The 14,195-nt window shown below is 69.1% G+C and carries 12 protein-coding genes; 6 read left to right on the top strand and 6 right to left on the bottom strand.

Annotated features, from left to right (window positions below):
- Window positions 1-109: 109 nt before the first annotated feature.
- A complete protein-coding gene (locus ACZ5ZX_RS34330; RefSeq protein WP_465506153.1) occupies window positions 110-763 on the top strand; it encodes a hypothetical protein in 654 nt (217 codons plus the stop codon).
- Here ACZ5ZX_RS34330 and ACZ5ZX_RS34325 read toward each other — a convergent pair.
- Window positions 757-1,830, bottom strand: a complete 1,074-nt coding sequence (locus tag ACZ5ZX_RS34325) for a hypothetical protein (protein WP_465506152.1) — start codon at window positions 1,828-1,830, stop codon at window positions 757-759. The genes ACZ5ZX_RS34330 and ACZ5ZX_RS34325 overlap by 7 nt on opposite strands.
- A 53-nt stretch (window positions 1,831-1,883) precedes the next feature.
- Here ACZ5ZX_RS34325 and ACZ5ZX_RS34320 point away from each other — a divergent pair, with 53 nt between their 5' ends.
- The 3 genes from ACZ5ZX_RS34320 to ACZ5ZX_RS34310 all read left to right on the top strand — a co-directional run bounded on the left by ACZ5ZX_RS34320 (window position 1,884) and on the right by ACZ5ZX_RS34310 (window position 3,992).
- Entirely contained in the window at window positions 1,884-3,059 is a 1,176-nt protein-coding gene (locus ACZ5ZX_RS34320) for a sensor histidine kinase (protein WP_465506151.1), read from the top strand.
- The gene (locus ACZ5ZX_RS34315) at window positions 3,056-3,712 is read left to right on the top strand and encodes a response regulator (protein ID WP_465460000.1); all 657 of its coding nucleotides are present in this window, start codon (window positions 3,056-3,058) and stop codon (window positions 3,710-3,712) included. Before ACZ5ZX_RS34320 ends, ACZ5ZX_RS34315 begins: the two co-directional genes overlap by 4 nt.
- A gap of 67 nt (window positions 3,713-3,779) precedes the next feature.
- On the top strand, window positions 3,780-3,992 hold the full coding sequence (locus ACZ5ZX_RS34310; RefSeq protein ID WP_465506150.1) for a hypothetical protein: 213 nt from the start codon (window positions 3,780-3,782) through the stop codon (window positions 3,990-3,992).
- 417 nt (window positions 3,993-4,409) lie between these two features.
- Here ACZ5ZX_RS34310 and ACZ5ZX_RS34305 read toward each other — a convergent pair whose 3' ends face one another.
- Window positions 4,410-4,856, bottom strand: coding sequence for a nitroreductase family deazaflavin-dependent oxidoreductase (locus tag ACZ5ZX_RS34305; protein WP_465506149.1), 447 nt, complete (start codon window positions 4,854-4,856; stop codon window positions 4,410-4,412).
- A gap of 116 nt (window positions 4,857-4,972) precedes the next feature.
- On the opposite strand from ACZ5ZX_RS34305, the gene ACZ5ZX_RS34300 reads away from it, so the two are divergent.
- Window positions 4,973-5,662, top strand: coding sequence for a TetR/AcrR family transcriptional regulator (locus ACZ5ZX_RS34300; protein WP_465506148.1), 690 nt, complete (start codon window positions 4,973-4,975; stop codon window positions 5,660-5,662).
- Here the strand turns inward: ACZ5ZX_RS34300 and ACZ5ZX_RS34295 are convergent.
- Window positions 5,646-6,266 (bottom strand): TetR/AcrR family transcriptional regulator, encoded by a 621-nt coding sequence (locus ACZ5ZX_RS34295; RefSeq protein ID WP_465506147.1) that lies wholly within the window; start codon window positions 6,264-6,266, stop codon window positions 5,646-5,648. The genes ACZ5ZX_RS34300 and ACZ5ZX_RS34295 overlap by 17 nt on opposite strands.
- A 9-nt stretch (window positions 6,267-6,275) precedes the next feature.
- Window positions 6,276-6,467 carry a hypothetical protein gene (locus ACZ5ZX_RS34290; protein ID WP_465506146.1) on the bottom strand — a complete coding sequence of 64 codons (192 nt, stop codon included), beginning with the start codon at window positions 6,465-6,467 and terminating at the stop codon, window positions 6,276-6,278.
- A 170-nt stretch (window positions 6,468-6,637) separates the two neighbouring features.
- Between ACZ5ZX_RS34290 and ACZ5ZX_RS34285 the strand changes: the two genes are divergently transcribed.
- Entirely contained in the window at window positions 6,638-8,161 is a 1,524-nt protein-coding gene (locus tag ACZ5ZX_RS34285; RefSeq protein WP_465506278.1) for a 3-hydroxyacyl-CoA dehydrogenase, read from the top strand.
- An 80-nt stretch (window positions 8,162-8,241) separates the two neighbouring features.
- On the opposite strand, the gene ACZ5ZX_RS34280 is transcribed toward ACZ5ZX_RS34285, so the two are convergent.
- Window positions 8,242-11,061, bottom strand: coding sequence for a PQQ-dependent sugar dehydrogenase (locus tag ACZ5ZX_RS34280; RefSeq protein WP_465506145.1), 2,820 nt, complete (start codon window positions 11,059-11,061; stop codon window positions 8,242-8,244).
- An 88-nt stretch (window positions 11,062-11,149) separates the two neighbouring features.
- Window positions 11,150-13,969 carry a PQQ-dependent sugar dehydrogenase gene (locus ACZ5ZX_RS34275; RefSeq protein ID WP_465506144.1) on the bottom strand — a complete coding sequence of 940 codons (2,820 nt, stop codon included), beginning with the start codon at window positions 13,967-13,969 and terminating at the stop codon, window positions 11,150-11,152.
- Between the last annotated feature and the right edge of the window lie 226 nt (window positions 13,970-14,195).

Here is a 14,195-nt window from a genome sequence, read left to right as displayed (position 1 = left end):
CCTGTGAACGATCACCCGGCCGAGTCACAGCGCGTCCCCACCGGCGGCACAGCTTCCGCACAGCGACGGCGCCGAGCATGGCCGCAACCGAGTACACGGAGGCGACCAGATGACCGAACCGACCAAACCCGCCGAGCCCGCGGGGCCCACCGAGCCCGCGACGGGGGAAACCGCCGCCTGGGGCGCGCCCGTCCCGCCCGGTACCCCCAAGAAGGCGTGGTCCGGCCGCAAAACCGCGGTCGCGGCCGGAGTGGCGGTGGTGATCGCCGCCGGCGGCGGAGCCGCGATCTGGGCCGGGACCGTCGCGAACGGCGCGGAACGCGCTCAGGGCGGGATGATGGGCGGCCCCGGCGGTGGCCGCGTGATGATCGGCCCCGGCGGCGGTGCGCCGCGCGACACACTGCACGGCGACTTCGTCGTCCCGGACGGCAACGGCGGCTACCGCACGGAGCGGCTGCAGACCGGGGAGATCACCGAGATCAGCGCGACTTCCGTCAGCTTGACCAGCAAGGACGGCTACAAACAGGTCTACACGATCGACGCGTCGACGAAGAAGACCGGCGACCCCAAGACCGGCGAGACGGTGACGGTGACCGCCAAGGTCTCCGGCGACACCGCGACGGCGACGACCATCGGGAAGGCCGGGCAGAACCAACGCGGTCAGACCGGCGGCCAGCCCGGTCAAGGACAGCCGGGTCAGGGGCAGCCAGGTCAGGGGCAGCAGGGTCAGCCTGGGCAGGGCGGTCCACGCCTCGGCTACTGACCCACGGCGGCGCGTAGTGCGGCGGCCGTCTCGGCGGGCTCCTGTCCGGAGGTGTCGAGGACGACGCGGTCGCCGCGACGCGCCCGCATCCGCTCCGCCTCGGTGACCGCGCGGGCGGCCACCCGGTCCCGCACACCGGGTGGCGCCCCACGGAGTTCGTCGCCTGCCAGCAGCGCGGATTCGCCATCGGCACGGAGCCGGACGCGTTCGGTGAGCGTCGCGGCGTCCGCGTCGAGATGGACGACGGTGACCTCCTCGAAGACCCGACGGTGCTCGGGGCGGAATTCCCTGGCCACGACGAGAAGTCGCCGCGCCCCCGCCTCGCGGTAGCCGCGCCAGAGCGCCGCGAGGTTCGCCGCCTCCAGCGCCGGATCCGGGCCGGGACGCGCGAATCCGAGCTGCGCGAGATCGACGTAGGCGACCGGTTCGCCCTGCTCCCACAACTCTCGCAGCACGGTCCACGCGGCCGTCGATTTGCCGACCGCGGTCGGCCCGGTCACCACGGTCACCGGACCGGGTTGCGGCTCCACGCCCTGGGGCGGGAGAACCGGTCCGTCCTCCACGACACAACGCCGGAACAGGGCTTCCACGGTCTCGTCCGGCCGCTGCCCGGTCGTGTCCAGCTCCTCCCCGAAACCGGTGCGGTCGTAGGCGTCCGCCACCGCGAGGAGGTCCGGGAGCGCGGTGGCCGGCGAACCACGGCCGAGGAAACGGCTCCGGAGTTCGTCTCGGTCACACGTCAGCCGGACGAGCGTGAGATCGAAGTCGCGGCCCTCGAACTCCCGCTCGACGCCGTTCTCGGGGTCCACCACTCCGGACACGACGATCTGCCTGGCGCCCCGGTGGCGCAGGATTTCCAGCACCCGCAGCAGATTCGCCGCCTTGATCGCGTGCGAGGCCTCGCCCCCGCCGGGCGGCGGGCCGATGAGGCCGAGCTGATCGATGTCGACGTAGGCGACGTTGCCGCCCGATTCCGCGGCGCGGATGTACAAACCCCAAGCGGTGGTCGATTTCCCCGCCCCTGGTGCCCCTGTCGTCCAGAGCACGGGCGTCTTCGCGTTTCCCATCGCTTTGGATCTTAGGAACCCGTGTCCACCGAAATTAGGGCAGAGTTGGGCGCGTGCGGGACATCAGTGGTTCGCTGGCGAGACAGGCCTGGGCGGTCGCGGCCGTCTGCCTGGTCTGCGACGCCGGGCTGTACCTCATCGCCGGGCCGCCGCTCTCCCTCGGCTGGCAGGCGTGGGTGGTCCTGCTCGGCGGGATCCTCGCCAACCTCGCGCTCGCCGGGCCGTCACGGTATTCCGGCTGGGTTTCGGCGGCGCACGCCGTGCTGCTCATCGCCGCTCCGCTCCTGCTTTTCCCCTACGACCACTACCTGCAGGCCACCAACTCGGGCGTGCTGATCGCGGGATACCGCGCTGGCGCCTGGCTCGCGACGAAACCCGCGCTGGCCGCGCTCGGCGTGATGCTCGCCGGGTTCGTCGCCTGCAACCTCATCCCGGTCGACCGCGGCGACCGGGACTGGCGCTTGCTGCTCATCGACGTCGGTGTGAGCGGACTGCTCCCGTGGATGGTCGGCCGCTACACGACCGCGCGGCGCGCGTACATCGCCGATCTTCAGCGCGCCGAGGAACAGCGGCAGCAGCACGAAGCCGAGGCGGTGCGCCGTGCCGTCATCGAGGAGCGCACGACGATCGCCAGGGATCTGCACGACGTGATCTCCCACCACGTCAGCGCGATCGGCGTGCACGCCGGGGCCGCGCGGCTCGGTCTGCCGGACGGCGAACCCGCCGTACGTCGTTCGCTCTCCGCCGTCGAATCGTCGAGCCGGGCCGCGATGGCCGATCTCCGGCGCCTGCTGGATCTGTTGCACGGCAAGGAGAACGGGGACGCACAACGGCAGCCGGGGCTGGACAATCTCGACGAGCTGCTCGAAAATCTCCGCTCCGCCGGGCTGCCGACGCGGATGACCAGTCACGGCGGACCGCGTGAACTGCCGGGCTCGGTGGACATCGCGCTGTACCGCATCGCGCAGGAGGCGCTGACGAACGCGCTCCGGCACGGTTTGGACAGCGTCGTGGAGATCGACCTCGCCTACCGGCAGACCGAGGTCGTCCTCTCCATCACGAACGAGATCGGCCGTCCGAGCGGGAACCCGTCGGCCGAGTCGACGAAACGCGGTCTCGCCGGGATCAGGCAGCGCGTCGCGTTGTTCGGCGGGCACGCGGAATGCGGGCCGCTCGACGGCGGGCGGCATTGGCGGGTACGAGTCGGATTTCCCTTGGAGGCGCAGTGATCCGGGTTCTGCTGGCGGACGACCACGCGATGTTCCGGTCCGGGATGCGCGCGGTGCTGGACACCCAGGCGGACTTCGAATGCGTCGGCGAGGCCGCGGACGGACGCGAGGCCGTCGCTCAGGCGGCGGCACTGCGCCCGGACGTCGCGGTACTCGACGTCCGGATGCCCAAACTGGACGGTCTGGCCGCGACCGAGGCGATCATGTCCGCGCCAGGCAACGACACCCGCGTCCTCGTGCTGACGACCTACGACTCCGACGAGTACGTCTACCGCGCGCTGCGAGCCGGTGCGAGCGGATTCCTGTTGAAAAGCCTCGCGCCCGAAGAACTCGTCTCGGCCATGCGGGTGGCCGCGCGCGGCGACGCGCTGATCGACCCGACGGTGACCCGGCGGCTGGTCTCGACCTTCGCCACCAGCATCGAACCCGTCGCCGCCGAACCGGCGGAACTGGAACGGCTCACCTCCCGTGAACGCGAGGTCCTCCTGCTGGTCGCCGACGCTTCCAGCAACGCGGAGATCGCCGCGCATCTGCACGTCGGCGAGGAGACGGTGAAGACACACGTCTCCCGGATCCTGGCGAAGCTCGGGCTGCGGGACAGGGTGCACGCCGTCGTCTACGCCTACCGCAACGGTCTCGTCGGCGGCCGGTGATCAGTTCGCCGGACGCGGCCGCCGGTGACAGAATCGCCACAGGGCACGTCGAGGCGGGGAGCTGCGAATGAAGCGCTGGATCACGCTCACGATCGGGCTGGTCTTCCTGCTGGTGGGCGGCGTTTGGGTGCTCCAGGGCGCCGGCGTGCTGACCGGCAGTTTCATGACCGGGCAGAAGCTGTGGTTCCTGATCGGCCTCGTCGCGTTCCTGGTCGGGGTGGTGCTGGTGGCGGCCACCGCCCGGCGGAGCAGGCGAGCACCCTCCGACGACCAGTCGTAAGGGGCGTTTCGGGTTCTGGCCAAGGGTGTTTCAGGTACCTACGGCGGCTGGGTCCGGTGACGGCCGGGCCGTGAAGGACTCCTTGAGGGACCCAGAGTCCCTCAAAGTTCCCCTCACCCGTCGCGGACGACCATCACGAGCCTCAGCAGCACCACCCGCCGCAACGGCTGCGTGTGAAGGACCCCTTCCCTCGGCTCAGCCGAGGAAACTCGACCTTCACACCTTCCCCAGTGCATGATGGCCCCTTTCCTTGCGCCTAGCGCAAGGAAAGGGGCCATCATGCACCTCACGCCAGCAAGTCCACAGGCCACCAGTAAGTACCTAAGAGAGGGTTCGCTCTAACCCGAATCGCCACTCACGACCAACCCGGCCCACCTCTCACCGGAGCCGGTCGCGTTCGGAACGTCCACAAGGGCGTCAGCGGATCTTGAAGATCGGGTAGCCGGGCGCGATCTCCCGGAGCTTTTCGTCGGACGCCTTCGCGTCGACACCATCGAAGAACACGCCGACCTCGAACTTCCAGCGCTTGAGGTAGGCGCGCAGGATTTCGGGCTTCTCGTCGTCGGCGAGTTCGGTGAAGGTGAACGTTTCGGTGCGGCGCCCGACGGTGAGCTGCCCCTCGCCCGCCACGCGCAGGTTCCGCACCCATTGCGTGACACCGCGGGGAGCGACCAGGTAGCGCTCGCCGTCCAGCTTCAGCAGGTTGACCGGGACCGAGCGGAGTTCGCCGCTCTTGCGGCCTCGAACCGAGAGGACCCGGCTGCCCAGGACGCTCACGCCGAGCTTCGTCAGCTTGAGGACGAACTCGTTGAACGCGTTGGTCGCCTTGGCGGGCTTGATGTAGCGGGTGGCAGCGGCGGTCATCTCGGCTCCTGAAGTCTGGGAGAGCAGTGCTCTCTGTTAAGAGCAGTGAACACCAGGGTGCTGCCTCATGTCAAGAGCAGTGCTCTCGTTTAGGTGCGATGCTCTACAGTGAGAGCGTGCCTGCCACCCAGACCGCACGTGAACGCGCCCGTGCCGAACTCACCCGTGAGATCAAGGACGAAGCCCGCCGCCAGCTCGCCGAGGTCGGCGCGCTCGGCCTTTCGCTCCGCGCCGTCGCGCGGGAACTCGGCATGGTCTCGTCGGCGCTCTACCGGTACTTCTCCAGCCGTGAGCAGCTGCTGACCGCCCTGATCATCGACGCCTACAACGCCGTCGGCGAGGCCGCGGAGGCCGCCGACGACCCAGGAAAGAGCCCGCTGGAACGGTGGGAATCGATCTGGCGAGCGGTCCGCGCCTGGGCGAAGGAGCGTCCGCACGAGTACGCGCTGATCTACGGTTCGCCGATCCCCGGCTACCAAGCCCCGCAGGACACCGTCACACCGGCGGGCCGGGTGGCGTTCGCACTGGTCGCCGTCTTGCGTGACGCGCATCTGCGTGTCGAGACCGAGGTCGGCGAAATGCCCGTCGAGCTAATGCACCAGCTCGACACCGTCACCGACATCCTCAGCGTCAACCTGGCCCCCGAAACGGCGTCCCGGCTGATCATGGCCTGGACCCAGCTGTTCGGAATGATCAACTTCGAGCTGTTCGGCCAGTACGTCGGCAGCGTCGACCCCTCGGACGCGTTCTTCGCGCACGGGGCCCGTCAGATGGCCGAGTTCGTCGGGATCAGGATGACCGGCTGAGCGCGGTCCACGAACGCATCAGCAGCTGGACGGCGTCCACCACGTCCTCGTCACCGGTCCCCTCGGGACTGAGGAAGCGCTGCAGCAGGAGACCGTCCTCGAGCGCGTGCAGGATCAACGCCAGGAAGGCCGGGTCGGCCGGCGGTTCCACGCCCCGCGCGGCGAGCTCGGTCTTGACCGAGGTCTCCAGCAACGCCCTTGTCGACTTCTCGCCTTCACCGACGAGCGGACGCGCCTCGGGATTCCGCAGGGCGTAAAGGGCGAGCTCGGTGCGCAGGGTCAACCAGCCCGCGAGATGTTCGGCGCGCTCGACGTTCCAGGCGCGCAGCCGGTCCATCATCTCGGCGAAGGAACCGACGTCCTCGCGCAGCGCGGCGACCTCCTCGGCCTCGCGCTGGGTCCGGCGGCGCAACAGCTCGACGACCAGCTCGTGTTTGCCGTCGAAGTTGCCGTAGAAGGCACCGCGCGTGAACCCCGCCCGTTCGGCGATCTGCTCGACCGACGTGCCGTTGACCCCGCGTTCGGCGAACAGCTCGGCGGCCGCCGCGAGCAGGCGTTGCTTGGTCTGCTCGCGACTTTCTTCCCGCGTCAAGCGCTTCGCCACATGGCGATCCTAGAGTTCGCGGTCTTTACGCCCGCTCAGCCACACCCCGCCCGTGAGGACGGCGACGGCGACCACGACGGCCAAGCCGGTGAGCGGCCACAGCGCTTGGCTCGCGAAGAAGGCGGCGACGGCGCCGAAGAGCACGGCGACGAGGAGCAACGGCGTGGTCCGGACGGCTGTGGCGGCGGGGACGGTGGCCATGGGAGGTTTCCCTTCGGGGCTGGTGCGCGGAACACTCGGTTTTCGCGGGTGTGACCTCGCCGGCTCGGTGGCCTTACGCCGTCTGGGGCACGGATCACCCTTCCGGGCGAGGGATCCGTGTGGCGGCTAACGTCACGCCGGGGACGACATCGAGGGAAAGGCGGCTCGCGGTGGAGAAGTGGGCGGAGCAGGTCGGCAGGATCCGGGTCATCGGAACCGGGGTGATGGGCCGGGGCATCGTCCAGCTCGCCGTGACAGCGGGGCTGGAAGTCGAGCTCGCCGACGCCCAGCCCGACGCCGTCGAGAAGGCCATCGGCCACGTCGGCGCGATGCTCGGCAAACTCGCTTCGAAGGGCAAGATCACCGAAGACGCCGCCGCGTCCGCGAAGGAGCGGCTGATCGCGGTCGCCGATCCGCTGGCCCCCGCCGACGGCGTCGACCTGGTCGTCGAAGCGGTACGCGAGGATCTGGAGACCAAACGCGCGCTGTTCGCCGGACTGGAACGCGTCTGCGGCCCGGACACCGTGTTCGCCACCAACACCAGTTCACTCTCGGTCACCGAAATCGCCGCCGCGCTGACGGATCCGGGCAGGCTGCTCGGACTCCACTTCTTCAACCCGGTCCCGCTGATGCGGCTGGTCGAGATCGTTCCCGGCGCACGCACCGCCGACTGGCTGCCGCCCGCGATGACCGAACTCGTCCGCGGCTGGGGACACGAACCCGTGCTCGCCCGCGACGCCCCTGGCTTCCTGGTCAACCACGCCGGTCGCGGGCTGGGCACCGAAGCGCTGCAGATCCTCGCGGAAGGGATCGCGAGCCCGGCCGAAGTCGACCGCGTCGCGCGTGACGTGCTCGGCTTGAAACTCGGCCCGTTCGAACTGCTCGACCTCACCGGTCTCGACGTCTCGCACGCGGTGCTGGAAAGCATCTGGAGCGGATTCCACGGCGAACCGAGACTGCGGCCGTCATGGCTGACGCGCCCGCGCGTCGCCGCCGGGCTGTTCGGACGCAAGAACGGCGAGGGCTTCTACCGCTACGTCGACGGCGCGCAGCAGGCCGAGCCCGAGCCGTCGGCGCCGGAAGCCCCCACGACACCGGTGTGGGTCGAAGACGAACGTCTCGGCACCTTGCTGTCCTCGGCGGGGATCCAGGTGGTGCACACGGCCTACCCGGACACCGTCCTGATCGTCAGCCCGGTCGGATCGTCCACTGTGGACACCGCGTTGGCAGCCGGTCTTCCGGCGGAACGGGTCGTCGGGGTCGATCCGCTCGGCGGCTACGGGAAACGGCTGACGCTGTCGATCCACCCCGCGCTCGACCCGGCCGCCGGCCGCACCGCCTGGGGCGCGCTCGCCGCGACCGGGCTGCCGGTGACCGTGGTCCGCGACGGCCCCGCGCCGATCGCGCAGCGGCTGCTGGCGTCGATCGTCAACACCGCCTGCTTCATCGCCGGACAGCGGCTCGCGACGCCGGAGGACATCGACACCGCCGTCCGGCTCGGCCTCGGCTACCCGCGCGGACCGCTCACCTGGGGCGAAGAGGCCGGTGCCGAGTTCGTCCTGCGGGTCCTGCGCGGTCTGGTCGCGAGCACCGGTGACCAGCGCTACCGGCCGAGCGGCTGGCTCACCGAACGAGTCGCGCTCGGCCTGCCGCTCACCACCTCCGGCACCTCACCGGCCGACCTGCTCCCCTGACCCGCCGCAAGGCGAAGCGCGTGAAGGCCCCCTTCCCTCGGCTGAGTCGAGGGAAGGGGGCCTTCACGCGCGATCACCGCTTACCAGCGGCGGTCGGTCACCGCACCGTTGGAGGCGTTCCAGAACACGTAGCCGCCCTGGAAGTTGTTCTGCCGTCCGCCGGAGACCGCGAACTCGTCGGTCGTCGGGTACCTCAGGTAGCCGGCCTCCCAGTTGAGCGCCTCCCAGCGCTGCCGGATGGCGCCCCAGACCCCGTGCGCGTCGGTCTGCATCGTCCAGTAGATGGAGCCTGCCTTGGTGAAGTGGACGTACCGGCCGATACCGTCCGGCGTCGTCGCCTCTTCCATGGTCGGGTACCCCATGGGGCCCGCTTCCCAGCCGAGTGCCTCCCACCTGACCCGGATCCGGCCCCAGATCGCCTGCGCGTCGGTCTGCACCGTGTAGTAGATCGACGCGTTCTTGCTGAAGTGGTTGAACCGGCCGATGCCGTCGGGGGTCATCCGTTCGTCCGTCGTCGGGTAGCCGAGCTCACCGGCCTCCGCGCCCAGCGCCTTCCATTTCATCCGGATCCTGCCGAACACCACGTGCGCACCGGTGTTCACCGTGTAGTAGATCGACGACTGCAGCTTGCCGGGCCACATCGGGAAGTCGTTGTAGCGACCGGTGGTGTCCGGCGTGGTCTGCTCGTCGGTGGCGGGCGGGCCGAATTCCTTGTGGCCGCCGAGGGCGAGGTACTGCTTGAGGATCTCGCCTTCGATCTGCTTGACGCCCGTTTCCTTCGACCAGTACAGCCGTCCGCGTTCGTAGGTGCGGAAACGGACCGTGCCGTCGACCGCTTCGGGCGCGGTCGGCGCGCCGAGTCGTTGCGCCAGCGCGGGTTCGTCGCGGTAACGCTTGTCGATCGGCGTGATGTAGTTCGCCGTGATCGTCTGGTCGGTGGCGCCCATGGTTATCTTGGTCAGCCGTCCGGTTGCCCCGTTGGACCAGCCGGTGAAGGTCGACGAACCGTCCGAAGCGACCTCGGCCGCCTGGATCTCGACAGTCGCGCCCTCGACCACCATCGCCGAAGCGGCTCCGCCTTCCGGCGTGATGCCGAGCGCCGCGGCGACGTTGCTGGTCAGCGTGAGCCGGTGCTCACGGGGCTTCGCGACGTAGGTCTTCGACACCTTGACACCGGCGCTGTCGGTCGCCGACGCGGTGAACTCCAGGTTGGAGTCCGTATGGTCGGTGAACGGCATGGTGATCTCGGGTCCGGTGGCGCCTTGGCCCGGATGCGCGTGGCAGACCGCGTTCTCCGGGCAGTGCCGGATCAACGTGGTCCAGGTGACCGGCAGGTCACCGTCCTCGGCGTCGGTGATCGTCGCGCCGACCTTGATCTCCTCGCCGACCGCGAACAGCCGCGCACCGGGGTCGGTCATGGTCAGCTTCGGCGAGTGGTTTCCGGGCGCCACGGCGATTTCCGTGCTCCCGGCGGCCTGCAGGCCGTCCTTCACCGTCAGCTTGGCGGTGAATTTCTCCACCCCCGCCTCGTAGGTGTGACTGACCTTCGCGCCGGTGCCGGTCTTACCGTCACCGAAGTCCCACTCGTAGGTCAGCAGGTCGTTGTCGAAGTCGTACGAAGCGGTGCCGTCGAAGGAAACCGTGCGGGTCTCGGCGTTCGTCTCCGAAGTGGCGACCGCGACGGGCGCCTTGTTCCCGGTGGTGTAGCTGAGCCGCCGCAGCATACCGCTGTAGATGTCGGCGTAGACGATGTCGCCGTTGGCCGCGGCCGCGAACTTGACCGGGCCGCCGATGCCGGTGAACTTCGGCGGCGTCTCCTGCGGGCGGACGAGCCGTCCCTGCGTGTCGTACTTGGCTGTCCACAGCTTCTCCGTGGCGTAGTCGCCGAAGAAGTAGGCGCCCCGGTACTCCTCCGGGTACGACTCTCCATTGTAGACAATGCCGCCGGTGACACTGTTGCCGTTGTCGATCCCCTTGCCGTGGAGGATCGCCAGCATCGGCGGCGTGTTCACCGCCGAAGCGCACTGCGCCATCGTGGAGAAACCGTCGGCGGGCTGGTTGCCCTCGAAACACGGCCAGCCGTGGTCCGCGCCCTTCTGCACGAAGTTGATCTCTTCCCAGGTGCCCCAGCCGACGTCGCCGACCACCGGGAGACCGGTGGCCGCGTCGAGGCTGAACCGGAACGGGCTGCGGAAGCCGCTCGCGAACACCTTCGAGCGCAGGGAGTTCGGGTTGGCGGCGGTGTAGTAGGGGTTGCTCGGCACGCCGGCGCCGTCCGGGGTGACGTGGAAGATCTTGCCGTAGATCTTGTCGAGGTCGCGCACGTTCAGCGCGAACGGGTCGGCCTGCCCCTGGAACTCGGAGCTGTCGCCGGTCGAGATCCACACCGTGCCGTCGGGGGCGGCCTCGATACCGGTCATACCGTGGATGCTGGTGTGCGCAAGGCCTTCGACGAGCACCTTCTCCGCGGTCAGCCCGGTCGGCTGCGCGGTGCCGGACACCGACCAACGCGAGGCGCGCAGGGCGACCCCGCCGGGGACGTCGACCGCCCTCGCGGTGTAGATCGTGCGAGAGGTGGCGTAGTCGGGCGCGATCGCGATCCCGATCAGACCGAGGTCGACGGTGGTACGCACGGGCAGGTTGGCAATGGTCTGGACCTGCCCGGTGGTGGACACCCAGGCGACCTTGCCCCCCTTCCCGGTGGTCAGGATCGATCCGTCCGGCAGGTACGCGAAGTCGGTCAGGTCGAGCGCGGCCTGGCCGCTCGGCTGGTCACGGAGGACGAAGCCGGGTGGCAGCGTGGGCGCCGCGGACGCCACTGTGGACGTCAACGGCACCAGCAAGGTCACTATCAGCAACGTCACGAGGGCGTGACAGAGCGCACGGATTCTCGAAGGCATGCAGAGGGCCCCTTTCCCCAGTCGAACGTCTCATCGATGGGGTCTACGTGGGCATTTCACACTTTCGAGTGCCTTTATGGAACTGTGATCACCAGCGCCGGTCGATCACCTGGCCCGTGGTCCGGTTCCAGGTGACGTAGCCGCTCTGGAAGCTGTTCTGCCGTCCGATGGGGATGGTGAACTCGTCCGTCGTCGGATAGCGCAGGTACGACCGCTCCCAGCCGAGCGCGGCCCAGCGCTGGCGGATCGCGCCGTAGACGGCGTGCGCGTCGGTGGCCATCGTCCAGTAGACGGAACCCGCCTTCGTGAAGTGGTTGAACCGGCCGACGCCGTCCGGAGTCGCGGTCTCGTCGGTCGTCGGGTAGCCGAGCGGTCCGGCCTCCCAGCCCAGCGCCTCCCACCTGACCCGGATCCGGCCCCAGATGGCGTGCGCGTCGGTCTGCACCGTGTAGTAGATCGACGCGTTCTTGCTGAAGTGGTTGAACCGGCCGATCCCGTCGGGGGTCGGCAGTTCGTCCGTCGCCGGGTACCCGAGCGGCCCGGCCTCCCAGCCCAGCGCGGCCCACTTCACCCGGATCCGCCCGTAGACCGGATGCGCGCCGGTCGACATGGTCCAGTAGATCGACGACTGCAGCGTGCCCGGCCAGTTCGGGAAGTGGTTGAACCGGCCGGCGCCGTCCGCGGTGGCCGTCTCGTCGGTCGCGGGCGGCCCGAACTTCCGGTGCCCGCCCAGCGCGAGGTACTTCGCCAGGATCTGGCCCTCGATCTGCTTCACGCCGGTCTCGGCGCTCCAATAGAGCCTGCCGCCCGTGTACGGCCGGTAACGCACGGTCCCGTCGGTGACCTCGGGTCCGGTCGGGGCGCCGAGTCGTTGCCGCAACGCGGGTTCCGCCTGGTAGCGCTGGTCGATCGGAGTGCGGTAGATCGCGGTCAGGGTCAGGTCACGCGGCGGGACGGTGAGGGTGATCGTGCGTGACGTCCTTCCGTCGGACCAGGCGGCGAAGGTCGAAACACCGTCCGCGGCGACCTCGGGCGCGACGACCTCGAACGTCGCGCCCTCGGTGACCATCGCGGTGCCGACCCCGCCTTCGGCCGGGATGCCCAGCGCCGCCGGGACGTTGCTGGTCAACGTCAACAGATGTTCGCGCGGCATCGCGACGTAGGTCCTGCTCGCCGTCACCCCGGCACCGTCGGTCACCCTCGCGGTGATCTCGACCCGGGAATCCTGGTGCTCGGTGAAGGGCATGGAAAACGACGGCCCGGTGCCGGAAGCGCCGGGATGCGCGTGACAGGTCGCCTCCTCCGGGCAGTGCCGGATCAGCGTGGTCCAGGTGATCGGCAGCGCGCCGTCCTCGGCGTCGGTGGCGCTCGCGCCGACGACGACCGGCTCCCCGACCGCGAAGGTGTGCGCGCCGAGATCCGTCATGCCCAGCTCCGGCGAGTGGTTCGCCGGGACCACGACGACGTCCGTGCCGCCGGTGGCGCCGAGGCGGTCGGTCACGGTCAGCCGCGCGGTCACCGTTCCCACTCCTGCCGCGTAGGTGTGGCTCACCCGGGCTCCGGTCTGGCTCGTCCCGTCACCGAAATCCCAGTGATAGGTGAGTGGATCGCCGTCGAAGTCGTAGGAGCCGATGCCGTCGAAGGTCACCGTCCTGGTCGACGGCTCGGTGCTCGACGTCGCCACCGCGACCGGTTCCGCGTTGGTCCCCGGATAACTGAGGCGCCGCAGGTTCCCGGTGTAGATGTCGGCGTAGACGATGTCGCCGTTGGCCGCGGCCGCGAACTTGACCGGACCGCCGACGCCGGTGAACCTCGGCGGCCGTTGTGGCGGCTGGACCAGTCTGCCCTGACTGTCGTACGTCATCGTCCAGATCTTCTGCGTGACATAGTCGCCGAAGAAGAACGCGCCCCGGTATTCGTCCGGATAGGACGATCCACTGTAGACGATCCCGGCGGTGACGCTGTTGCCTTCGTCGGCACCGGAACCGTGGTGGTACGCGGTGATCGGCGGGGTGTTGACGACACCCGCGCAGCCGGCCAGACCGGAGTACCCCGGTGTCGGGAAGTTCCCTTCCCAGCAGGGCCAGGCGTGGTTGTCGCCCGGCCGTACGACGTCCACCTCTTCCCAGGTGTTCCAGCCGACGTCACCGACGACCGGGAGACCGAGGCGTGGATCGAGCGAGAAGCGGAACGGGCTGCGGTAACCGCTGGAAAAGATCTTGGAGCGGTTCGAATTCGGCGCCGCCGCGGAATAGTACGGGTTGCCGGGGACACCGGCGCCGTCCGTGGTGACGTGCAGGATCTTGCCGTACAGCTGATCGAGGTCGAGTGCGCGCAACGCGCCGGGATCCATCCTGGTGAAGTCGGCGGCGTCGCCGATGGAGATCCACAAAGTCCCGTCGCCCGCCGCGACGAGCCCCGTGACACCGTGCACGTCGTAGAAACCGGGGAGATCGACGAGCACTCGTTCGTTCGCGAGGCCCGTGGGGACGTCCGTGCCGGTCACCGTCCAGCGCGCGACCCGCATGGTGAACCCGCCGCCGGTGTCGAACGACCACGCGAGGTAGATCTGGCGCGACGTCACGAAATCCGGGGCGACGGCGAGGCCGACGAGGCCGAAGTCGCCGTTGTCGTGGACGGGGAGTGTCGCGATCGTCCGCGTCTGGCCGGTGGCGGACACCCACGCGACCTTGCCGCTCTTGCCGGTGCTGAGCACGGAACCGTCCGGCAGATAAGCGAAATCGGTCAGGTCGAAAGCGGCCTGACCGCTCGGCTGATCACGGAGGACGAACCCGGACGGCAAGGTGGGCGCCCCGATCGCTTCCGGAGCGCCCACCCATCCTGGGAGAAGCAAAAGGGAAACCGACAGCGCGACCAATACGCGAGTGAGTACCCGGTTTCCGATCATGCGCACTTCCCCATTTCCGGCGTGTCATGGACACGTCGCCGGGAACGGGCGAGTCATTGCCGCCGGGGCCTTTCATTTATCTCAACGAAACCGAACCGCAATGATCAGCACGAGAACACTGGCTCACGGTGGTCGTGAGTGGCGATTCGGGTTAGAGCCTGTTCCTAAACCTGTTAGTCGTCGCGCCATTGGTTGGTGTTAGTGGGGTCGTGGCGGGTGAGTTTGC

It is taken from the genome of Amycolatopsis sp. NPDC033938, assembly GCF_055575975.1.
Note: the sequence above shows the minus strand (reverse complement) of the source record. Positions and strands in the feature narration are given on the sequence as shown.

What these genes read in the sequence shown, in the direction of transcription:
- ACZ5ZX_RS34330 (WP_465506153.1), top strand. Translation starts at nt 110, where the DNA reads ATGACCGAACCGACCAAACCCGCCGAGCCCGCGGGGCCCACCGAGCCC.
- ACZ5ZX_RS34325 (WP_465506152.1), bottom strand. Translation starts at nt 1,830, where the DNA reads ATGGGAAACGCGAAGACGCCCGTGCTCTGGACGACAGGGGCACCAGGG.
- ACZ5ZX_RS34310 (WP_465506150.1), top strand. Translation starts at nt 3,780, where the DNA reads ATGAAGCGCTGGATCACGCTCACGATCGGGCTGGTCTTCCTGCTGGTG.
- ACZ5ZX_RS34305 (WP_465506149.1), bottom strand. Translation starts at nt 4,856, where the DNA reads ATGACCGCCGCTGCCACCCGCTACATCAAGCCCGCCAAGGCGACCAAC.
- ACZ5ZX_RS34290 (WP_465506146.1), bottom strand. Translation starts at nt 6,467, where the DNA reads ATGGCCACCGTCCCCGCCGCCACAGCCGTCCGGACCACGCCGTTGCTC.
- ACZ5ZX_RS34280 (WP_465506145.1), bottom strand. Translation starts at nt 11,061, where the DNA reads ATGCCTTCGAGAATCCGTGCGCTCTGTCACGCCCTCGTGACGTTGCTG.
- ACZ5ZX_RS34275 (WP_465506144.1), bottom strand. Translation starts at nt 13,969, where the DNA reads ATGATCGGAAACCGGGTACTCACTCGCGTATTGGTCGCGCTGTCGGTT.